The 22,552-nt window shown below is 62.4% G+C and carries 17 protein-coding genes and 2 pseudogenes; 5 read left to right on the forward strand and 14 right to left on the reverse strand.

The genetic code is table 11. The annotated features are described in order from the left end of the window. The first annotated feature begins 30 nt into the window (after window positions 1-30). The 3 genes from AC4D6D_RS11445 (at window position 31) to AC4D6D_RS11455 (ending at window position 4,170) form a co-directional block, all read left to right on the forward strand. Window positions 31-993, forward strand: coding sequence for a dihydrodipicolinate synthase family protein (locus tag AC4D6D_RS11445; RefSeq protein WP_491325375.1), 963 nt, complete (start codon window positions 31-33; stop codon window positions 991-993). A 169-nt stretch (window positions 994-1,162) separates the two neighbouring features. Further along, window positions 1,163-2,575 carry an MFS transporter gene (locus tag AC4D6D_RS11450; protein WP_147215330.1) on the forward strand — a complete coding sequence of 471 codons (1,413 nt, stop codon included), beginning with the start codon at window positions 1,163-1,165 and terminating at the stop codon, window positions 2,573-2,575. Between the two features lie 107 nt (window positions 2,576-2,682). After that, entirely contained in the window at window positions 2,683-4,170 is a 1,488-nt protein-coding gene (locus AC4D6D_RS11455; RefSeq protein WP_491325376.1) for a carbohydrate porin, read from the forward strand. Between the two features lie 388 nt (window positions 4,171-4,558). Here the strand turns inward: AC4D6D_RS11455 and AC4D6D_RS11460 are convergent, their stop codons facing one another. From AC4D6D_RS11460 to AC4D6D_RS11480, 5 genes and pseudogenes are all read right to left on the reverse strand, one after another. Beyond that, the gene (locus tag AC4D6D_RS11460; RefSeq protein ID WP_491325377.1) at window positions 4,559-5,758 is read right to left on the reverse strand and encodes a PepSY-associated TM helix domain-containing protein; all 1,200 of its coding nucleotides are present in this window, start codon (window positions 5,756-5,758) and stop codon (window positions 4,559-4,561) included. A gap of 2 nt (window positions 5,759-5,760) precedes the next feature. Further along, entirely contained in the window at window positions 5,761-7,881 is a 2,121-nt protein-coding gene (locus tag AC4D6D_RS11465; protein WP_491325378.1) for a TonB-dependent siderophore receptor, read from the reverse strand. Window positions 7,882-8,012: 131 nt separating this feature from the next. Continuing rightward, window positions 8,013-8,215: pseudogene (locus AC4D6D_RS11470) on the reverse strand (transposase); the annotation flags it as partial. A gap of 14 nt (window positions 8,216-8,229) precedes the next feature. Next, window positions 8,230-9,051 carry an alpha/beta fold hydrolase gene (locus tag AC4D6D_RS11475; protein WP_491325379.1) on the reverse strand — a complete coding sequence of 274 codons (822 nt, stop codon included), beginning with the start codon at window positions 9,049-9,051 and terminating at the stop codon, window positions 8,230-8,232. Window positions 9,052-9,071: 20 nt separating this feature from the next. After that, window positions 9,072-10,229: an MFS transporter gene (locus AC4D6D_RS11480; protein WP_491325380.1), complete on the reverse strand. Its 1,158-nt coding sequence runs from the start codon at window positions 10,227-10,229 to the stop codon at window positions 9,072-9,074. 100 nt (window positions 10,230-10,329) lie between these two features. Between AC4D6D_RS11480 and AC4D6D_RS11485 the strand changes: the two genes are divergently transcribed. Then, window positions 10,330-10,827, forward strand: a complete 498-nt coding sequence (locus AC4D6D_RS11485; protein ID WP_147215343.1) for a MarR family transcriptional regulator — start codon at window positions 10,330-10,332, stop codon at window positions 10,825-10,827. 449 nt (window positions 10,828-11,276) lie between these two features. After that, window positions 11,277-11,442, forward strand: a pseudogene (locus AC4D6D_RS11490) (IS481 family transposase); the annotation flags it as partial. A gap of 112 nt (window positions 11,443-11,554) precedes the next feature. On the opposite strand, the gene AC4D6D_RS11495 reads toward AC4D6D_RS11490, so the two are convergent. The 9 genes from AC4D6D_RS11495 to AC4D6D_RS11535 form a co-directional block, all read right to left on the reverse strand. Continuing rightward, window positions 11,555-12,757: an IS256 family transposase gene (locus AC4D6D_RS11495; RefSeq protein WP_491325381.1), complete on the reverse strand. Its 1,203-nt coding sequence runs from the start codon at window positions 12,755-12,757 to the stop codon at window positions 11,555-11,557. 131 nt (window positions 12,758-12,888) lie between these two features. Continuing rightward, window positions 12,889-13,977, reverse strand: a complete 1,089-nt coding sequence (locus AC4D6D_RS11500) for a nuclear transport factor 2 family protein (RefSeq protein WP_491325382.1) — start codon at window positions 13,975-13,977, stop codon at window positions 12,889-12,891. Next, entirely contained in the window at window positions 13,974-14,732 is a 759-nt protein-coding gene (locus AC4D6D_RS11505; protein WP_491325383.1) for an SDR family oxidoreductase, read from the reverse strand. Before AC4D6D_RS11505 ends, AC4D6D_RS11500 begins: the two co-directional genes overlap by 4 nt. A gap of 25 nt (window positions 14,733-14,757) precedes the next feature. Next, the gene (locus tag AC4D6D_RS11510; RefSeq protein WP_491325384.1) at window positions 14,758-17,040 is read right to left on the reverse strand and encodes a TonB-dependent receptor; all 2,283 of its coding nucleotides are present in this window, start codon (window positions 17,038-17,040) and stop codon (window positions 14,758-14,760) included. A gap of 89 nt (window positions 17,041-17,129) precedes the next feature. Beyond that, complete coding sequence (locus tag AC4D6D_RS11515) at window positions 17,130-18,467, reverse strand: aromatic ring-hydroxylating oxygenase subunit alpha (protein WP_491325385.1); 1,338 nt, start codon at window positions 18,465-18,467, stop codon at window positions 17,130-17,132. A 156-nt stretch (window positions 18,468-18,623) separates the two neighbouring features. Further along, the gene (locus AC4D6D_RS11520; RefSeq protein WP_491325386.1) at window positions 18,624-19,292 is read right to left on the reverse strand and encodes a TetR/AcrR family transcriptional regulator; all 669 of its coding nucleotides are present in this window, start codon (window positions 19,290-19,292) and stop codon (window positions 18,624-18,626) included. Window positions 19,293-19,619: 327 nt separating this feature from the next. Further along, window positions 19,620-20,342, reverse strand: a complete 723-nt coding sequence (locus AC4D6D_RS11525; RefSeq protein WP_491325387.1) for a FadR/GntR family transcriptional regulator — start codon at window positions 20,340-20,342, stop codon at window positions 19,620-19,622. Further along, entirely contained in the window at window positions 20,339-21,136 is a 798-nt protein-coding gene (locus tag AC4D6D_RS11530) for a helix-turn-helix domain-containing protein (RefSeq protein ID WP_491325388.1), read from the reverse strand. The genes AC4D6D_RS11525 and AC4D6D_RS11530 overlap by 4 nt, the downstream gene beginning before the upstream one ends. A 55-nt stretch (window positions 21,137-21,191) precedes the next feature. Further along, window positions 21,192-22,502: an MFS transporter gene (locus AC4D6D_RS11535; protein ID WP_491325389.1), complete on the reverse strand. Its 1,311-nt coding sequence runs from the start codon at window positions 22,500-22,502 to the stop codon at window positions 21,192-21,194. Window positions 22,503-22,552: the final 50 nt, after the last annotated feature.

Genomic DNA, 22,552 nt, shown 5'->3' on the forward strand with positions numbered 1-22,552 from the left:
TCCCGATAACGTTCCAAAATGGAGAGAGAAGTGAGCCTGTACGACCCGACCCCCAATAAGCGCCCCGCACCAACCAACGTCATGGATTTGCGTGGCCTCAACCCCGCACCGGTCACCGTCTTCGACGCTGAAGGCAAAGTCGACTGGGAAGCCAATGCCGAACTCGCCAAGTGGCTGGCGGCCAAGAAAGGTGTGAAGAGCCTTGTGATCCTGGGTCATGCCGGCGAAGGCACGTTTCTGACGCAGGACGAGCAGGTCCAGCTGATCGAGACCTATGTCGCCGCAGTCGGCGACAAGATTCCCGTCATCGCGGGCATCACCGGCGAAGGCACGGAAGTCGCGGCCAAGGAGGCCAAGCGCGCGGCCGATGCCGGCGCCATCGGCGCACTCGTCTACCCCTCGCACGGCTGGCTGCGTTTTGGTTATCAGGACGGCGCGCCGCAGGACCGCTACAAGGCGATCTATGAAGAATCCGGCCTGCAGTGCATCCTGTTCCAGTATCCAGACGCCACCAAGGCGACCTATAACCTGAAGACCCAGCTCGAGATCGCCGCGCAGCCGGGCGTCGTCGCCACCAAGAACGGCGTGCGCAACATGAAGCGCTGGGACACGGAAATCCCCGTGCTGCGCAAGGAATTCCCGGAGCTGCAGATTCTCACCTGCCACGACGAATATCTGCTGCACACGATGTTCGACGTCGACGGCGCGCTCGTCGGCTACGGCAACATCGCGCCGGAACTGCTGTTCCAGCTGATCCAGGCAGGCAAGGCGAAGGACTATGCCAAGGCCCGCGCCATTCACGACCAGCTGCTACCGGTGACCAAGAACGTCTACCACCGCGGTTCGCACATGGAAGGCACCGTGGCGCTCAAGATCGCCTTGCGCGCCCGCGGCGTCCTCAAGAACGCGGTTGTGCGTTCGCCGCTGATCGACCTTTCAGCTCAGGCCGAGCAGGAGATCGAAGCTGCCATGAAGGAAGCCGGCATCGTCTGACCTCCCGGCGAGCGCCGGCTTTCGACGAAGGGTCGGACCGACATAGTTCGGTCCGACCCGATCGGAAAAAGGCGATCGATGCCGGAGCCCGGGCGGCTCCGGCCACTCAACCAGAATAGACGCGCAGGCTCGCGAGGGCCAATAAGGCGCGCATATGGAGAGGCCCAGTATGAGTGCATCTATAGCTTCCAACGGCAGCGTCGCGCATTCGGGCGCGTCGGCGATGGCCAGTGAACGCGCTGCCGCGCTCATTGCCCGGCTCGAACGCCTGCCTGTGACCCGCCCGGTGCTATGGGCGCGCGGGTGCGTCGGCATGGCGACGTTCTTCGATGGTTACACCACGATCGCGCTCGCCTACGCGATGCCGATCCTGGCCAAACAATGGAGCCTAACCCCGTCTGCGACCGCTGCCATCATCTCGTCCGGCTATCTTGGACAGCTGATCGGCGCGGTGTTCTTCGGATGGCTCGCCGAACGCATCGGCCGGCTTCCGGTCTTGGCGATCGCGATCGGCATTTTCGCCGCGATGAGCGCCGCCTGCATTTTCGCATGGGGTCCGCAATCTCTGATCCTTTTCCGTTTCCTGCAAGGCATCGGCACAGGCGGGGAAGTCCCCGTCGCCAGCGCCTACGTCAATGAATTGTCGGGCGCCAAGAAGCGGGGCCGCTTCTTCCTGCTCTATGAACTGCTGTTTCTCGTCGGCCTGACAGCGGCGGGTGCGATCGGCTATCTCATGGTGCCGAGCCTGGGCTGGCAGTCGATGTTCATCGTGGGCATGGTCCCGGTCGCGCTGGTGGTTCCGCTGCGCTTCTTCCTTTCCGAGAGCCCGCGCTGGCTGATCAATCGCGGCCGCTTCGACGATGCCGACAAGGTTATCGCCCGGCTCGAGCAAAGCGCCATTGCCGAAGGCAAGCCGCTCGGCGAACCGCGCGCACCCGCGACCGTGCTCGTTCAGGCCAAGCCCGCCGGGTCGGTCCGCGAGATGTTCGGTCCGCTCTACGGCCCGCGCACGCTGCTGCTGTGGGCAATGTGGTTCGGTGCCTACATGATCAACAACGGCCTTCTGACCTGGCTGCCCACGCTGTACCGCACCGTGTTCGATCTCCCCGTCGATCAGGCCATCGGCTATGGCTTCGCGATGACGGGCGTGGCGCTGGTGGCATCGTTCGTCTGTGCCCTGACCATCGATAAGGTGGGCCGCCGCCGGTGGTACACAGGGGCGCTTCTTTTCGCCGCCGTGCCGCTTACCGCGCTCTACGTGCTTGGCGCCTCCACTCCGGTCATGGTCTTCGCGCTGGCGACGCCTGCTTTCGCGGCGCTCCAGACGGTCACGTACTCGCTCTATCTCTATTCGGGCGAACTCTATCCTACGCGGCTGCGCTCGCTTGGTGCGGGACTCGGCTCGGCCTGGCTGCGCGGCGGTTCGATTGCCGGCCCTTGGGTCATCGGGTTGGTCATGGCGGGTGGGTCGATCGCACCAGTGTTTCTCACTTTCGCTGCAGTGGCGGCCCTGACGGGCCTCGTCGTTCTGAAATGGGCGCCAGAGACTTCCGGAAAAGCACTCGAAGAGCTTTCCCCCTGATGCGTGGTGACGCGGGCGAAATATCGCGGCCGCCCGCGTCGGTCCCATCCAGAGCATGAGCGGCAGGAGACCACGCAAGACGTCTCCGCCGCGGAAGAGGAAAGATCATGAAGATTACGAACATGGCGTGGCCGCTTGCGGCCACTGCCTTCCTGGTGCCCGCGCCTGGCCTCGCCGAGGAAGCGTCGAAGGCGACGACCGTCGAACCGGCGCTCCCAGGTGCGCAGCAGGAGACTTCGACCGGAGCGCAGATCCCAAAACCGCCGGTGCTGCGGATATCTCCGAACTATCCCAAACCTCAGGTGCAGCCAATCCTGTTCCCGCCGACCGACCCGAACACCGCGAAGGGCCCCTTCGCGGGCATCGGCCGGGATCTGGCCGACAAGGGCGTCTATCTGCGCGCCCTGGCCGTGGACGAGTTCGCCGGCAGCGTGTCGGGAGGCCAGGACCGCGGCGTAGGCAATTCCTATGCGCTGCCTTTCGGCGCCGATCTCGATATGGGTCGCATGGTCGGCCTCGAAGGCTCGTTCATCCACGTCTCGATGAACGTGTCACGGGGCACCTCGTTGGCAGCCGATCATGCAGGCAACGCGATCAGCTTCCAGACGCGCTACAAGGCCGTGCAAAACCTTCGTCTGGCCGCGCTGGCAATCGAGCAGAACCTGTTCGACGGCAAGGTCAACATCTCGGGCGGCCGGGTATCGCCGCTGACCTATTTCAATCAGTCGAACCTCTACTGCACCTTCCAGAACAACTCGGTCTGCTTCAATCCCGCGGTCGTCCCGATCCAGGACCGTGCATTGGGCTTCTTCCCTTATGGGACCTGGGGCGGCCGCCTCAAGGTTGCGCCGACCAAGGGGTTCTACGTGCAGGCCGGTATCTTCGAAGCCAATCCGTCTCTCAACGTGACCAACGGGTTCGACTGGTCGACGCGTAACGCGACCGGCCATCAGACGGCATTCGAAGTTGGTTTCCAGTCGTCCGACCCCAAAGCGCGAAATCCCTGGCACATTCGGATCGGCGGATATCACAACACCTCCGACGTCGCCGACCCCTATCTCAACGCGGACGGCCGGCCGCGTATTACGGCGGGCGGAAGCGCTCTGGCCCATGACGGTCAGGCAGGCTGGTATGTAATGGGCGATGCCGTCGCCGCACACGTGGGCGGCGATACCAAACGTCCGGTGACTGTGTTCGGCGGTGTCATAGCGTCGACGAACGATTACGTGCCTTTCAAGGGCCAGGCGATCGCGGGCGTCATCGTCACCGGTCCTTTTGGCGGTCGTCCCCAGGACACCCTGGGCCTGGTTGGCAGCTACATCCGTCTCGGCTCGCGGCAGATCGACTTCCTGCAGGCCTCGCGTTTGCGAGCGGGAGGAACCGATCGCGTGCTTGCCGGAGAAGGCGTCTTCGAGCTGAACTATAGTTTCGCGGCGGCGCCGGGGATCAGGATCAATCCGAACGTCCAGTACGTGATGACCCCCGACAACCTGCCTCGACCCGCCGCCGTCCGCCGTTCGAGGGATATCCTGGCGTTCGCCTTGCGCCTGACGGTCGATATAGCAGGAATTCTGGGCTTTCCGGCAGTCAAATGAGTTAAGCGTTTCCCCCCATCGGGTTGAACTGCCCTGCTTCGAAACGAAATTGGCCTGCAGAGCGGCTTGGATTATCCCTCAGTATTGCAGTGCCGCCCCTTATAAGGACGCTCAGCGGACAATTTCACGTTCTCAGCAGCCGACCTTCCGCTTCGATTTTCTGAATCGACACTTTGACTGGCTCGGAAAGCAAAATTTAACGAATTGAATTCGAATATATGTTCAATAAGACGAATAAATTGCAGTCATTATTGCGAATATCGTTCGAATTTTTGCGAAGAAATCGAGATTCTTGAACGTTGCCGTTCAACAAAAAAGCTCGCAATATTGCCATTTATTTATACTTTATAATCCAATTTATCCGGCTATGACCATAGAGTCGTCATTGTTAACTCGCGCCACCGATCGCGCCAGGCGTCAGGACGAGCGCCATGATGACCAGCGCGGTTCCCACATATGCCCAGGCGCCCATACCGGACCAGGCAATCCGGCCTGCGCTCCGCTCACGCTTTTCAGCCTTCTCCAGTCGCTTGGCGTAGATGATGACGCCTGTCACCGACATGCCGGTCAGGATCACGCCGAAGATGAACCAGATCACTTTCGTCGCAAGACCACCGAACGTGCCGAAGTGCAGCGGATCGGCCATCTCGGATATTCTCTGATGCACATCCAGATCGCGCCCATCGAGCGAGGTGAGCACACCACCGTTCGCCGGGTCGAGCGCCACGCCATTGGCGCGGTCGCGGACCAGCCAGGCTTCATCCTGGCCGAGGACGACCACGCCGTTTTCTTCGGTGAAGCGGATTTCCCGAATGTCGAGCGAAGGACGTGCGCGCCGGGCGGTGGCGACCAATCGGTCCAGCCGCGCGCCTGTCGGCACGGGCGCCATCGCTTCGATCTTCGCAAACTTTGGCACCGGCGCGTTTCCGCCCAGCGTTTCCACCAGATACCAGAGCCCCGTCAAGGAAATCAGGGCCACGAACCAGAGGCTCCACAGTCCGCCAAGGCGGTGCAGGTCGCCGCTCAGCTTGCGGGCATTGCCGCTCCTCGGCACCTTAAAGAAGCCGCGCCACCACTTCTTGTAGGTGACGATCCCGGTCACCAGCGAGGCCAGCAACAGCAGCGCGAGTGAACAGACGATCGGTATCCCGATCTTCGTCGGCAGCATCAGGTGGCGATGGGCCTGGCGCAGAAAGCGGTGCACGTTCGCCCAACCATGCGTGCCGGTCACCCGGCCGCTCCAGGGATCGACATAGACCCGCAGCGGCGCGCCCTTGCCCCTGTCGATCCAGGCTTCCGCCGTGAACCACGGGTCGATGGGCGCATAGAGCGTCTGCAACCGGCCATGCGGTTCTGCCTGCGCCGCCGCTTCGGCAAGCTGGCCCCAGCTGGCTTTGGGGCCTTCCTGTGGCGTGGTCCGCATCGCGGGGGTGACGAGCCAGTCGATCTCGTGCGCGAAGACCGCCAGCGTGCCAGTGGCCAGTACGAAAGTCATGAAGACGGCGAGCTTCAGACCGGCCCAGCTATGGACCTGCCACCAGAGCGACCGTCCCTTGGCGCCGTTCTTTCCTCTGGCCGTTTTCGCCACGATCAGAACCCGAAGCGAAGCTCGGCAAGGAAGGTGCGCGGCTCGCCCGGGAAATGCCCGCTCTGTGCGGAAAAGCCCGATGCGGCGTAGACCTTGTCGAAGATGTTATCCACCCGCAGCAGCAGCTGCGCGAAGCCCAGGCTCTTGGTGATCGAAGCGTCGAAGGTGGTGTAAGGCTTCACCGCCTGCCCAGATAGGCTGATGCGACGCGAGACGTGTTCCCCACCCACGGCGAAGGCGGTGCCGATCACAGGCACCTGATAGCGGGTCCAGAAGCCGACTTTGTGCTTGGGCGCATTGGCGAACCGATTGCCCACAGCATTGACGATCGCTTGCCCTTCGGCCGTGCCGGTGATCTTCGTGTCGTTGTACCCGTAGTTTACCAGCAGCACCCAGTTGGGGGTGAGGTCTGTCGTCAGGTCCAGCTCGAAGCCCTTGCTGGTGACTTCACCGATGGGCGCGAGCTGATCGACGCCATTGACCGGCTCCAGCGTGGGATCGACCTGCAGGATGTTCTTGCGCACGATGCGATAGACCGCTGCATTGGCCTGCAAGCGGCCATCGAACAACTGCGTCTTTACGCCGCCTTCGAGCTGGTTGCCGGTGACCGGTGCGAAGGGGCCGCCGGCATCGCTGTTCTGGTCGGCCGCTGCCTGCGGCTCGAAGCTCTGCGACCAGCTGGCGTAGAGCGAGACGTCCGGCCGTGGCTTGAAGATCGCGCCGCCGCGCAAGGTCACATCGCTGTCCGAGTAGGTGGACCGCGCCGAGACGGTGCCGTTCATGCTGGTGGTCACGCCATCGTCGAACTTGTCGTACCGCACGCCGCCGACCAGCAGCAGCGCATCGGTGATGCTGATCTGGTCCTGCAGGTAGGCACCCTTGCGCTTCGTCCGGGTATCGGTGGTCGTGAAAGGCAGCAGGGCCGCGCGTGCGGCGTCGCCTTCTCCGCGACCGTATACGGGATTGCTCAGGCTGAGCGAGGTTACCCCGGCGCGCAGGATGCGCGAGTTCAGCATGCTCTTTTCATCGTACCAGTCAGCGCCGGTCTGGAACTTGTGCTCCATGCCCAGGATGTCGACCAGGGCGGTGAGGTTGGCCATCAGCGACAGGCCATGGACCGGCCGGATCTGGTCGCGGAATTCGCGGCGGACCAGATCGGGATTGGCCGGATCGAGGCCGCGCGGCTCGTGATATTTCTGCGTCTCGGTGGCCTTGAAGTAGCGCACGCCAGCATCGAAAGTGACGCGCTCGCCGAGCGTGGTCGCATATCGCGCCTGATAGGCCCGCGAACGCAAGTTCAGGAAATCGGTCTTCTCGTTCGCGTTCCAGCGGATGCTGGTGAGGAAGTTGCCGGCATTGTCCACCAGCACGCCACGCAGGCGGTTGCCCTGCAATTCGCTGTCATAGATCGTCGCCTGCAGCGTCAGCTTGCCGCCTTCGTTCGTCTTGATCGCCAGCCCTGCATCGCCGATGCGAGACTTGTTCTGGGTGTTGCGGCGATAAGGGTCCATCGATTCATAGAAGCCGCCTAGTCGGTAGGTGATGATGCCTTCCTTATCGACGGGCCCGGTCGCTTCGGCAGACAGGCCGATGCGATCATAGTTGCCACCGGTGATGACGGCGCGCAGGCCCGTCTCGTCCTTGGGCGTCTTGGACACGTAGTTGATGATGCCGCCCGGCGATCCGGGGCCGAAGAACAGGCCTGCCGGCCCCTTCAGCACTTCCACGCGATCGACATTGAAAAGCTGCGGCACGGAAAACCCGATGAACGGGTTGCCCCGCTGGCCGTCGTAGAAGGACTGATCCTGGCGGAAGCCCCGGAACGTCACGCCGGCATAGCTGAAGAAACTGACGCCCGAGATGTTGCGATAGATGTCCGTCGCATCGCGTGCGCCTTGGTCGGCGAACAGTTCCGAATTGATGACCTGCACCGCCTGCGGGATGTTCATCGGGTTTTCCGCAACTTTGCCCACTGTCGTTTGCTCAACACGATAGAGCCGCTGCGCACGGCCGGTGACGATTATGTCGCCTGCTGCGCCGTCGGCATCCGGTACCTCTTCCGCAAGCGCAGGAACCGCGAGAATCGAAGCGGACGCGATCAACGCGATCCTGAAAGACGACATTTGTATCCCCCGGCGCCACAACAATGCGAATCATTCGCATTACCGCCCCTACCCTTTGAGGGCTTATGCGCCAAGGCTATTGCGAAGTATTATCGGCAATGCCCTGCCCGAAGGCCTGCCTCGCCAGAGTCGATGAGCAGCCTCCGGATCATTAGTTCCGGATCGATTGAGGGCCGGCCTGTCTCGCTGTAAAATGTCCACAGCTTCTCCCGGATGCCGCCGAGATCGACAAACCGGTCTATCGCCCGCAACAGATAGCTCTGGGGAACATGCTCTTCCAGGCTGAGCTATAAAACAGCGCCTCCTGCATTACCGTCCGATTGCCCACATCCATTCGATAGCCGGGCTTCACACTTCAAACTGAACGGGCCTCGCGGTGCCGAGAAATTGCAGCATGATGCGTGAGAATTCGTCGGCGCTGTCCACGTTCGAAATGTGCGCGGCACCTGCGATCACCTGACAGATGCCGTCGGGAACACGCTCGGCCATGGCGAGACTGAGGCCGGGCGGAGACATGCGATCCCATTCGCCGGCGATGAACAGGACGGGCATGGCAAGCTCCCCAAGGCCGTTCGCGCGGTCGAAATCCGTAATGCCGCGCGCGACATGCGCCAGCGACGAGCCATCGGCGCTGGCCGCGATGCCGTGCCAGACCTGCCATGTGCCTAGGCCCTCCGCTGACTCCTGAAACGCCGAAGAGACCAGCGACGGCCAGTTCTGCTCCAGTCGCAAGGCCGGGCCGTGGGGCTGTTCGAACGTCCTCGCCCAGCCTTCGGCCATGGCCTTGAACTGGGGCGTTGCGGTCCGGTCGAAGCTGTTGGCCACGATCACACGGCCAACGCGCTGGGGATGGCGCAACGCCAGTTCAAGCGCCACCATTCCCCCCAACGACAGGCCGACGAGATCGAATTCGTCCAAGCCCAAATGCGCGATCAGGGCTTCGGTATCGTCGGCCAGATCCTTCACACCGAACGGTGCCATAAGGGCGCCGGAAGCGCCGTGCCCCGCATGGTCCGGAACGATTGCACGGTAGCCCGCGGCTTTCAGCTCGGGGACCTGAGGTGCCCAGGCCCGGCCTGAGTTGCTGATGCCATGGAGCAGCAGCACCGGACGTCCTTCCCCGATATCGACATAGTAATTTGTGCGACCCTGCACGGAGTAGAAGGCCATGTGTGTTTCCTTTCGGGGGTTCAGGAGAGGCGTGCGCCGGGCCGCAGTCGAAGGGCCATGAGCGCGAGAATGAGGCACAGGGCGGCCATCAGCCACCATGCAAGCGTGAGATCGGAAAGATGCTGGCGCAGAATTCCCGCGATCAGGGGAAGGATCGCGGCCAGCACGTAGCCGCCGCCCTGCACGAAACCGGCGATCCGTCCGGCTTCCGCAGCATCTCGGCCATGGTCCATGGCGACAATCAATCCGAGGGGGAACAGTGCGCCGATACCAAGGCCACAAAGCAATACCGCGCATCCTGCCAACGGTAACGGCGCGAGGGAAAGGCACAGAAGTCCGGCCACCAGGGCGCCGATGGCCAGCAGCATGATCGGCCGCCTGTCCGCACAGCGCCCGACCGCCATGGCGACGCCGATACCGGCGGCAACTTCGGCAAGCGTCAGAGCGGACAACAGCGTGCCGGCGTCCTGCGCGGACAGGCCCAATCCCGTATAATACGGCGGCAACCAGGCTAGGACGAGCGTATAGGCCCCGGTACCCAAGCCAAAGAAGGCCAGCAGCAGCCAGCTCCTGGGGTAATTGGATACCGCGCCTCCCGGTTCCGCGGACGCGCCTGTATTCATGCTGCCCGTCGCCCGCCACCATGCAACCGCGCCGACGAGGGCGGGCAGTGCCCAGATACCCGTTGCCAGTGCCCACCCCTGCGCAGGCGCGATGCGCGGCGCCGTAAAGCTGGCCAAGGCCGCGCCGCCCATGATCGCGGTGGAGTATAAGCCCATCAAAATCGCTGTTTGCGAACCGGCGCGGTGCCGGATGATCGTCGGCATCATTGCCTGCACCACGGCAATGCCTACGCCACCGATCACGGCGCTCGCCAGAAGGACGGGAATTATTGGCCACAGCCAGCGCATCAGCCCGGCGAGGACGAGCGCCGCAAGTCCGGCCGCTACCCCGCCCCGCTGCCCCAGCATCGCCTGGACCCGCCCGGTGCCTAGCAGGCACAGGCCCATGAGTAGGACCGGTACGCTGGTCAGCAGACTGGCCTGCATATCGTCCATCCCCGTGTCGAGTTGGATCTGGTCCAATAGCGGTCCGATCGCGGCAAGCGAGGGACGCAGGTTGATGCCGACGAGCAGGATTAAGGCCGCAAACAGCAGCCGACCGGGTGGTCTGATCATAGTGCTACTCCGGTAGGCGGCCGTGCTTGCAGCAAGGCTTGCCTCTGATATAACTCTACGTAGAGACAAATGTCTTGACGTCAAGATACATGGAGCAACGATGGACAGGGCAGAGTTGGCAGCAGGCCAATGGGCGCAAGAACGACCAGACCTCGATACCAGCCCGATGATCCTGCTGGGGCGATTGGCCGAGGCGGCGCTGAGGACGGCACGGGATCATCTAAACCCGCTTTTTGCCGAGCATGGATTGCAGCCCGGAGAATTCGATGTCCTGGCCACCTTGCGGCGCAGCGGCGCCCCCCATGCGCTGACGCCCACCGATCTCTACGAGGCGGCGATGATCTCCTCTGGCAGCATGACCAACCGGATTGACCGGCTCGAGAAGGCTGGCCTCGTCGAACGTCGCCCCAATCCCGCTGACAAACGTGGAACCCTGGTGGCATTGACGGCTGATGGGCTGAACCTGATCGACGCGCTCATCGCCCTGCACGTCGCCAACCAGCACAACGTTGTCAGCGGCCTGGATCTGCGCGAGCAGGAGATACTGAGCGAACTGCTTGCAAAATTGCTGGCGACAACGAAAATTAGCGCGGCTTAATCTGCGGGCGTCTTCCCGGCGGCCTTCCACATGGTGCGATTGAGTTCCTGCTGCGTAAATTGGGTACCGGACACCCGCCACGCGGGCGTTAGGGATAGGGCGGTTCCCTCGCATCAACTGCAGGACAAGGCCGGTTTGCGATGTTCGTCTGAGACTCCGGAATGGCCAGAATTCGAGCGTAAACCTGTTTGTATGCTCGAGCCTTTTCGGCCGCTAAGCCGTCAATCTTTGGTCCCAGCCGCAGGCTGTCCGCAACTCCGGCAGGTACCGACCAGACCCGGTCGTTCTGAGTTGCGCGGATCAACGTCCGGTCTTGCCGGCAACTATTGATCTGGCTGTTTGAAGCGGAAAATTTCCAATGCGCCCCCCTTTTGCCACTAAAGACTTCACTAAGCCCCTCGAAATCACGGCTTTTCTTGGGCAATAACATACTAAAAACCGTATAAGCGGATCTGCGGCAACACGTTGCAGACTGGCTGATAACCTACAACCTTGCCAAGCAGCTCAGGGCTTTGAAGTTTAGCCCCCCTCGAAGCCATCCACCTACTCTGGGGATCAAAGCCAGAAACATTTATCGCCAGACCCAGCCATCACATGCTGGGACCAAACACCTAACCCCGTAATCAGCGCAACCGCGCCATCTAGACGAACCGCATCTAGATCGTGTCCCGGGGCGTGGTATAGCTGAAGCCGAGAAGCCGCGCTTTTCGGCGTCAGTCTGGGCCGCTCATGCTCCTGGGACTGCCGAGAGCATGGTGATAGGATTGTCGCTGACCGGTGCCATGGTTTCAAGGGTCATGTATCGGACACGCTGGACAGCCCATTCATCGGATTGTTCCATGAGGATGGCGCCGATGAGACGGGTGATGGCAGCCTCATTGGGGAAGATGCCGACGACGTCCGTACGGCGTTTGATTTCGCCGTTGAGGCGCTCGATGGGATTGGTGCTGTGTAATTTGGCCCGGTGCTCGCGCGGGAAGGTCATGTAGGCCAGCACATCGGGTTCGGCTTCATCCATCAGGTTTGCCAGCTTGGGCAGTTTGGGTCGCACCTGATCGGCCACGGCACGCCATTGCTGGCTGGCGGCCTCGGGTGTTTCCTGAGCAAAGGCGGTGGCGATGAAGGCGGAGACAACCCTGCGGCCGCTTTTGCCGGCATGAGCCAGCGCATTGCGCATGAAGTGAACCCGGCAGCGCCGCCACGTGGCACAGAGCAGTTTGGAGACGGCTGCCTTGATGCCTTCGTGCGCGTCGGAGATAACCAGCTTGACGCCGCGCAGCCCCCGGCGCGTCAGCTTGCGCAGGAAGGCGGTCCAGAAAGGCTCGGCTTCCGAGGCGCCGATGTCCATACCCAGCACTTCGCGGCGACCGTCGCTGTTCACGCCTACCGCGACGATCACCGCCACCGAGACGATCCGCCCGTTCTGACGGACTTTCACGTAGGTCGCATCGATCCACAGATACGGCCAGTCGCCCTCGATCGGGCGATCCAGGAAGGCGTGCACCCGCTCGTCGAGTTCCTCACATAGGCGGCTCGCTTGGCTCTTGGAGATGCCGTCCATCCCAAGCGCTTTGACCAAATCGTCCACCGAGCGAGTGGAAATGCCTTGGATATAGGCTTCTTGGATCACCGCGGTCAGCGCCCGCTCTGCCATCCGACGCGGTTCGAGGAAACCGGGAAAGTAGCTGCCTTTGCGCAGCTTCGGGATGCGCAACTCGACAGTACCGGCTCGCGTCTGCCAGTCGCGCTCGCGATGGCCATTGCGCTGGACAAGCCGGTCCGGAGACTTCTCGCCGTAGCCAGCGCCGGTCAGGTCGCCGACTTCCATCTCCATCAGCCGCTCGGCGGCAAACGAGATCATCTCGCGTAGAATATCCGCGTCCGGGGTCTTCTCTACCAGCGAACGCAGGTGCATCATCGGATCGGTCATCGTGATTCCTTCCGTCAGGTTCGAGTGTCGCAACCCAAACCTATCCGAAAATCACTGTGACCACCTCAACGCTCAGCTACACCACCTCCCGGGACGCGATCAGCATCTATTCGGTTGTCTCCGTTCACTGCTCAAACTGCGCCATGACTATTCAGTGAAAAGACCGGATCGCCCTGCCCTCGCGAACCATGAAGATCGAGAGCCGCGTACATACCCCCGGTCATATCCCGCGTGCTGGGTTCGCGGCGCGCCCAGTCGAGGACGAAGGTTCGCTCCGCGATTGCCCATTGCCCGCCGCGGCGTTCATATCGATCGATGTACCGGCCACCTGTGAGCGTGTCCGTTCGTTCGTCCCCGCGGCTGGTGGAGACTGCGATGACATAGGTTTCGCCGATGGCTCGATCGCCCTCAACCTCGATCCACTGGTTGGCGATGGAATGGAAAGTCTGTTCGTAGGCTTCCTCCACCAGCCTGCAGATCTCCAAGGCGAAATCGCGGCCATTGCCATTGAAGGCGCCGCTCACGATGGTGGCATCCTCGTGAAAGACCTGCGCCAGCAAAGACGCGTCGGCGCGGTCCACGCCGCGGCAATAGGCCATGGTGAGGTCCGCGATCTGCTGACGTGAAATCACCGCATCGATTTCCCGTTCGCTATATGTCATCGGCTCCGATCCCTTTCTCATGTTCCTGGCTCGCGCCTGGGTCAGCAGCGCGATCCCGGCATCGGCCGCGCCGTGTCCGCCCACCGGCATCTGGCTATCGAGCGAGCCCAAGCCCGGCAGCGGCATGCCTCCGCGCCAATTCAAATTCGTGTCGAGCACATATGTGCGGTGGGTCAGGCGCCACTGGCCCGAGCGCTTCTCGTGCCGGTCGAGGTAACGGCCGCAGATGAGGTGCTGCGTGGCCGGTCCCTCCTCGCCCGCGCTGGATGCATAGGCCATGACGTAGCTTTCGGAGCTTGCCCGTGCGCCGTCCGTCTCGATCCACATCTGGGCGGTTCGATGGAGCGTGACGGGACCGGCTCGTTGGGCCGCCGAGAGAATGGTCGCGAACTCGGATGCCGATCCGGCAAAGAAGCGATAATCCACCGTGGCGTCGTCGTGGTAGCAACGTGCCAGCAAACCCGCATCCGCCCGGTCCACGCCTCGGCTATGACAGGCGAGCACGTTCGCGATCTCCTGGCGATCCGCAAGCCAGCCGATGTTTTCGGCGCCGTTCATCGAACCGTCTCCCCATTGTCGATAACGATATGCGTGCCGGTGATCTGACGCGATTCCTCCGAAGCAAGGAACAGGACCAGGTTGGCGACATCCTCGGGACGGCCCTGCCCATGAGCATTGACCTGATCGAGACCGGCATCGTCCTGTGACAATTGGTCGAGCGCCTGCCGGGTCATCGGCGTGTCATGTGCTCCCGGCGCAATGGCATTGACCCGGATGCCGTAACCCTGCTCCTGACAATGCACGGCAACGCTGCGGGTAAGCGCGATGATCCCTGCCTTCGCCGCACTATAGGCCGGTATCGCGGCGATCCCTTTTAGCGCTGCGACCGAGGCGACATTGACAATGGAGCCGCCCCATGGCCCATCGGCTCGCCGCGTCATGTAGGGAAGAGCGGACTTGCAGCCCAGGAAGCATCCTTCGACCATGACCTGCATCTGAAGCCGAAAGGTTTCGAGTTCGCACTCCTCCACATGCCCGAAGCGGACCAGCCCGGCATTGTTGACCAGCACATCGAGCCGGCCGAACCGGGCGAGCGTCTTCGCGACAACATCCTGCCACTGAAGCTCGTCACGCACGTCATGCTCCAGGAACAGCGCTCCGGGGATGGAAGCGGCGACTTCTCGGCCGAGATCGGCCTGAAGGTCGGTGATGACGACGCTCGCCCCTTCCGCTGCCAGCAGCCGAGCATCCGCTGCTCCCAGACCGGAAGCGCCGCCGGTAACCAGTGCCACTTTTCCCGCGACACGGTTCATACTGCTCTCCCTTGCCGCTGCATCATCAGAAATCGAAGCTTACCGAGCCGCCCCACTGCCGCGGCGGGGCATAGCCCGCGAGACCGGCGTAGCCCGGACTGTCGTAGACCGTCGAAAGATAGCGGGAATCGAGCAAGTTGGTGGCCCAGAGGCCGATCGACCACGCGCCGCCATGGGGCTTGTAGGTCAGCGACGCATCGACGAGATGCGTGGGCTGGATCTTCGATCGCGGCGTGTCCAGGATCGCCGTGTAGTACTTGGAACTGGTGTAAGTATAGCTGACATCGCTGACGAGGTCCGCATCGTCGCCCAGCGGGATCACGAAGTTCGCGCCGAAACTGGCATTCCACTTGGGCGCGTTCTGAAGGCGATAGCCTTCCAGATCGAGGATCTGCCCTGAGAGCGGATCGCCATAAAGGAACGTCTTGTACTTGGCGTCCAGGTAGGCGAGCGAGGCGCGCAGGGTCATGCCGTCGACGGGAGCGGCCGTCGTTTCCAGTTCGAATCCCTTGATCTCGGACTTGCCGGCGTTGAGAATACGGTTGCCTTGGGTATTGGTGTCCGTGTCGAAGTAGATCTGTGCCACCTGCATGTCGCGGTAGTTGGTGTAGAACGCAGCAAGGTTCACGCGCAGGCGCCGACCCAGCAGATCGGCCTTTACGCCAGCCTCGAAGGTATCCACCTTCTCGGGATCGTAGGGGTTCTCACCGTCCGCGGGGACGCCGACACGCGCCGTGAAGCCGCCGGACTTGAAGCCCCTCGCCCAGCTTGCGTAAAGCAAGGTATCATCGGCGATCTCGTAGTCGGCGCCGAGCTTCCAGCCGATATTGTCCCAGCTCTTGCTGCCGCCGACGGTGAAGCTGTCGATGACGGTATTGCCCTCGCCGGTGTAGTTGGAGCCCGCCGGATCGCCGATACTGGTGATGAGGCTCGGCGCCGATCGCGTCCTTTCATGAGTATAGCGTATACCGGCCTGGAACTTGAGGCGGTCGGTCGCTTGCCAATAGGCCTGCGCGAAGCCGGAGAGCGAATAGTTGTCCTGATCCTGAAGGTTGGTCTGAAGCAGGCCAGGCGCCGCGAATTGCAAGCGGTAGGCCTGCACGTGGTCGTAATGGTTCTTGAGGTAGAAACCGCCGACGAGGACGTTCAGAGTGTCCGACAGTTCCAGATTGGTACGCAGTTCCTGGCTGAACTGCCAGCCGACCGTACGGCGATAGGTATCGTTGAGAAACAACGGCGTTCCGTCCTGGTCGGTATATTCGCGAAGTTTGAAGCGCTTGTAGCCGGTGATCGCAGTCCAGTCCCCCAGGCCGGTATTGCGCCAGTTCATCGTCAGAGTGCCGGAGTAAGTGTCCATGTTGCTCTGGTCGGGAACGGAATTGTTGGCGCCGAAATACTTATCGGGCGCGACACACATGCCGGTGGTGGCGCAGGGACTGACGTACATGCCCTCGGTGCCGGGTGCCACGTAGAGCACTTCACCTGGCCTGGCGCCGTTTATGACGATGGGCGAGCCGTTGCGCGCATTGACGTATTCGCCCTGGAGCGTTGCATCGAAATTGGCGCTGGGCGTGAAGCGCAAATAGGCGCGCACCGCGTCCAGGTTCTTGCGGCCGAGATCGGAGCCGTCCACCACGTTCGTCACCCAGCCCTTGCGCTGCGTATGAATGCCCGCGACCTTGAGGGAGAGCACGTCCTTCACCAGCGGCGCCTCGATCGAGCCGGTCAGATCCATGCGGTTGTAATTGCCGTAAACCGCCTTGACGTGACCGCCGAACTCGCCGGTAGGCTGAGCGGTGACTACGTTGATGACGCCGCCCGTCGTATTGGCACCGAACAAGGTCCCTTGGGGGCCGCGCAGTACTTCGATGCGATCCACGTCGTAGAGATCGAGAAGTGCGCCCATCGAAAAGAACTGCGGCACACCATCGACCACGATCGATACCGTGTTGCCGGCATAGGGATCGGGCTCGATCACGCCGATCCCGCGGACGGTGAAGACGGCGCTCTGCGGTGTGTTGGCAAAGTTGTCGATCTGGACGTTGGGAATCTGGCCTTGTAACGCCTGGAGCGAAGTGCCCTGCGTACTGGCCAGGGCATCGCCGCCGACGGCGGTGATGGAAATCGGCACATCCTGGAGGTTTTCGGACTTCTTCTGCGCGGTGACGACGATTTCCTGAATGCCGACCGCCTGAGTGTCGGCAGACTGCGGGATGTCCGCATTCTCCTGCGCGAAGGCGGTCTGCGACAGCATCGCAGCACCGACAGCAAGGGCGAGGCGTGAACTTGCATCAAGCCAGTTCTTCATCTTCCTTCTCCCAATTCATGTTATTTTATTATTCGAAATTTGTCTTTACGTTTTCCTGTAAAATCATATCGACGATTAGGGACGCCTATTTACCGGCGGCCTTCCAGATAGTCGTTCAAGACTTCGTGGAAGAACCGCACGCGGGTCTCCTGCCCTGCAAGGTAAGCGTCCAGATAGCCGCGCGAATGCATCCCGCGTTGCTGCCCTTCGGCCAAGAGCATGTCCTGATAGACGATCTGATCCTTGATCTCCGGTACGCCGCGGCCGTTGTCGAAGGCGCGGTGCTGCAACTCGGCCTCACGAAGGGGCTGTGGCCCGGCCATGACCGAGTCCACCATGGTCTGCCCTGCGACGGGAAAGGCCATGCACCACAAGTCGAAAGTGCATTTGTTCGGATCGGTCGGATGCGGCTCGGTCCTGAAGAACACGAGGTTGTCAGGCAGGAAACTGATGGTGACATTCGGAAAGATCACCGTGTGTGGGCTGTCGGTGATCTCCTCGTCGTCCATATGCTCGTAGTGAACGTAGCCGCGCTCCTTCCAGAGCCGCTTCTTGGCGGCCTTGAGGTCCAACCAGCCCTGCATCGCCTTCGTTTCGAAATCGGGATAGGTGTCCGGGTCGATATCCCAGGCTCGCAGGATGGTATCGAAAGGGTGGTCCACCCCCTCAGGCAAGCGGTCGGAAAGCGAAGGCCGCATGGGCTGCACGGTGCGACCGTGCCCCCCCGGCCACATCTCGTGCCTGGCGGTATCGACGTCCTGGTCAATCCATGGCGGCACTTGTGGATGTGCGGTACGGGTGTGATAACTCTCCGAGAAGTTGTCCGTGGCGAATTTCCAGTTGGTGTTCAGATCTATCTTCATCCAGAACACGCGCACGGCCGTATCCATGGGGTAATTACGGTAGAGTTCCGGCATGGGCGCCAGGAAATCCAATAGTTCGGGCGCGTCCTCGTCCATCGTGTACCAGACGAAGCCGCCCCAGGTTGCGCAGCGCAGCTCCTTCAGCTTCAACTTTCCGCAGGGATTGCCCTGAGGAAAATCCTCCGGATCCTGCGCACGCGCCAGTACACCGTCCTTGCCCCAGACCCAGCCGTGGTAAGGGCACTGAAAGGTGTCCTGCGAACTGGCATTCCAAACCAGTCGTTGGCCACGGTGGCCGCACACGTTGTAGAAAGCCTTTATCGAGCCGTCATCCTGAAGGACGCAAAACACGGACTCGTTCATGAAGTCATGCACCACGTAGTCGCCCGGTTCTTCCAGTTCGGCAGTTCGTCCGGCAACGTGCCAGATGCGGGTCCACATGTGGTCCCATTCCCGCTTCATGAAATCGGTGGAGGTGTAGCGATCCCCCGTGATCGGGTCGCCCCTGAGGTTCGCAGCGTCGCGTCCGTCGATTGCAGGCGCAAGGATACCCTGGCTACCCATCTCGTTTTCCTTCCCGCATTTGCCCGATCCGGCCCGGCCGCCTGTCGGGGACCACGGTCGGCGCCTCTCACCTTGCGCATCGATTTACCGAGGTTCGATGTCGTCCATGGAGGGGAAGATAACAAATTTGGTCGATCGACCGACCTATTAAAACAATCAGGCCTGCAAGCCGACAAGACCTGCCGTAAAAAAGCGCAAGGCCGGATGGGCAATGCCCTCAAGGTTCCCGGCGGAGAAGTGGCCGTCAGTCAAATCGTCCAGAAATCCAGGATCTTGCACCATGAAGATCAAAGCCGCCTCGATCAGATAGACAGCGGCGAGAAGGTCGCTTTCCGCGATTTTCGGAAGATGAACCCGCAGCCTGTCCGTGAGCATTTCGGAAATGACCCCAAGTTTGGCCAGGCTCGGCCGCAGCTCCGGCATCCGATAGGCGCTCATCAGGTGAGAGGTCATGACGATGTAATTGCGCAGTGGGTCCTCTTCACGCGAAGATGCGCTAAGAAAGGGAAGGATGAAGGCCGTTACGATCTCTTGCGGGCCGAACGTGTGTCCATCGGACTCTGCATTCTCGAAGCTCGTTGAGATCCTGGCCCGCAAGACCGGCAACTTGCGCTCCAGCGCCGCGTCGAGAATAAGGTGCTTATTGCCGAAATGATAATGGACCACACCCATCCGAACCCCCGCCTGCGCGGCAATATCGCGCAAGGAGGTTCCGAGGTAACCGCTTTGCGCGAAGAGCACTTCGCATGCATCCAGGATAAGATGCCGTGTCGCTTCCCCTTTTGCGGAGACACGGCCAGCGCGCTGGGTGGCTGACGTTGACATGTGACAGGTCATCGCGTGAAAACGAAGTTTCAGCAAGCCAGGGTCAGTCGAAAACGATACCTTAGAAGCATCAGGCTTTGAAGAAGCTTCAGCCCCTCTCGATAGACGCGCGATCTCCGGACAACAGGAAAGTTCACTTACGTGATCCCTGGCGAGCATTGGCACGCGGGGACCCTGTCCCAAATCGAGTTCGACCTGCTGCTCCAGCGAGTTGATCGCGGGCCAATCCTCCGGTCATGCTGGCCCCCGAACCTTCAAACAGGAAACTTCAATCACAGCCCCCCGCCTTCAATTTCGAAAAAGCTGAAGCCTGTGGTCGCCTCCCCCTCAGCCCCGGGCGTGCAGCAGCAGGTCGCCGATCGAGGCGTCGAAATGAGCGGTCATGGCAGCGGCAGCCTCTTGCGGATCGCGATCGGCGATGGACTGAGCGATACGGCGATGGAGCGCTAGAATGGCCGCTTTCTCTTCATCGGTCTGGCGGGTCTCCCAGGCACGGGGCACGGCGAATTCCATCTGCGGCTCGAACGAGCGCACGATCTGGCTGAACAGGAAATTGCCCGAGGCGGCGGCGATAACTTGATGGAAAGCGGTATCGAAAGCGGTGATCTGCTCCATGTCACCATCCGCCCTAGCCATGGATTCGGCGAGCGCCAGAATCTGCCCGGCCTGAAGATCGCTGCGCTTCTCGGCCGCGAGAGCAGCAATACGGACTTCCACGGTGCGGCGCACGTCCCAGACTTCGGCCACGCTGATCTGCGAGGTAGCCACCGCGTGATCGAGCGAGGTCCCGATCACCGAGCCGTCGATGGCGCCCACGCGCGGGCGGCGACCATTGCCGACGTCGATCAGGCGCAAGGCCGCGAGCGCACCGAACGCCTCGCGCATGACCGCGCGGCTGACCCTGAGGTCAGCGGCGAACTGCCCCTCGCCCGGAAGCGTATCGCCCACCTTGAGGTCGTTCGAACGGATGTAGCCGCGTACGGCCTGCACCGCCTGTTCGACCAGCGAGCCGCCGTCTCCGCCCCGCCCTTCCATCGTTCTTGCCGTCATGCCGCCAATCTTCCTGCGCGATAATGAGTCGGTGCCTGCCCGAACTTGCGGGCGAAGGCGCGGGTGAAGCTCGCATTGTTGAGATAACCGCAGCGATAACCGATCGAGGATACCGGCAGGTCGGTCGAAAGCAGCATCTGCCCCGCCTCGCGCAGGCGTTGTTCGGCGATGGCATCGGCCACGCTGCAGTCGAACAGCTCGCGAAAACCGCGCGTGAGCTTGGCGCGGTTGAGGCCCGCGGCGCGCGCGATCATGTCGAGCGTGAGCTTTTCCGACCAGCGCTCATCGATGATCCGGCGCGCGGCGAGCAACCGGCGCGTATCGGCGCTGGACATCACGCGGTCCTGGCTGACGGGTACGAGATCGCCCTGCCCCTGCGCGCGCAGGATATCGCAGAGCAGTTCGATGCTCTTGGCAAGCCGATAGGGCGTACGCGCCATCTCCGGCAGGTCGCAATCGCGGATGGCCAGGGCAATCGCGCGCAGGGCGGCGGGGAGGTGATGAACCGTACCGTCGCCGGGCAGTGCCGCATCGCCGAGTATCCGTTCGCAAGCCGCGCGCGCGACGAGCAGGATCACCTGCTCCTCCCTTCCGGTGCCAAGCGCTTCATCAAGCGCCTGCCGATCGGGCGCCGCGAAATAGCGCAAAGTCGCGGGGATGCCGACCGATCCGAAAGTCATCACGAAGGCCACGGGCACGGGCGGCGGATCGAACGAAGGCAAAGGCCCCTCGCCGACCAGGCTGATCATCTCGGGCGATACGTCGATCGCGGTCATGGGGGATTGTTTTGTCATGGCCCCTCCTCTCCTGCGCCGAGAATAACCTATCTGACAGCTTTCGCAAGAGCTATCAGATAGGTTCCAGGGTTGCGGATCCAGGCGCCCGGCGCATCGCCTGCAGGAACGCCGCGACCGACACCAGGCCCACCGCCGTTCCGACGATCGCCAGCCCCTGTCCAAGATGTGCCTCGCCGCCGAGCAGGCCGCTGACCCAGGCGACCAGCGACGGCGCCACGCCGAAGCCGACCAGTCCTGCCAGCGCGATGAAGGCGCCGATGCACAGGCCGCGTAGCTCGTTGGGGATCAGTACGGTCAGGGCTACCGACGTCACGAGGCCGGTGATCGTACCGCAGAACATCAGCAGGCCGACCGCTACTGCAAATAGCGGCACGCTCGGCGCGATCGGGAACAGCGCCGCCGGCACGCCTGCCGCAGCGGCCAGGACCGCGCCGATCAGCAGGCCGCCCCTGCGCCCGGTCTTCTGGCCGAGATCGGCAGCCAGCCCGCCGAGGATCGACCCCAGCACGCCGGCCGAGAAGATCAGCGCGCCCATCCATCCGGCGAAAGCTTCCGGTGCGAGACCATAGCTGCGCGACAGGACCGGGGAGGCCCAGATGCTGGCGGCGGCATCGGCCATCACGACGCTCACTTGTCCGACGAACAACGGGATCAGGAAGGCGCGCCGGGCCCAGAGTTCCTGGACGACGACCCGGAACGGCGCATGGATGCTCGCTTCCACTTCCCGGCGCTCGGGTTCGCGCATCGCCAGCAGCGGCAGGATCAGGCAAAGGCTGATCGCGGCGAGCAGGACATGGGTGCCGCGCCACGGTGCCAGCCCCTGCGTCAGCGCGACAGGCGCATGGAGCAGCGCTCCCAGCAGCCAGCCCGCCAGCGCGAAGGCCCCGGCTTGGCCGAGGCACTTGCCCAGCGTCACCACCAGCATGGCGCGGCCGCGCTGCTCGGGCGCACAGAGGTCGGCGGTCAGCGACAGGGCGCAAGTCAGCGCGCCGGTCGTGCCGATGCCCGCCATCATTCGCGCGAGGAACAGCACCGCCAGGTTCTGTGCAAAGGCGGTCAGCAGGGTTCCGGCGGTCCAGACCAGCCCGAGCAGAAGCAGCAGGCGCACCCGGTTGCGGCGATCGACGAGGATGCCGATGGGGATCGAGAAGACCACCAGCGGCACGGCGGCGGATACGCCCTGCACGAGGCCGAGGGCATAATCGCTGAGCCCCATTTCCGCCTTGGCGCCTTCCTGCACCATGCTGAACGAGCCCATCATCGTGAACCCGCCCGCCATGGCCAGCGCCAGGATCAGCAGCGGCAGCAGCCGATGGCGGAACGCGAGCGGCGCGCGGGGTGCTTCGAGCGTGAGGCTGGTCATTGATGAAATCCCGATATGACGCCCGGTCGCCTGGGGGGTACCAAGGACGA

The organism is Novosphingobium sp. BF6 (assembly GCF_058273105.1).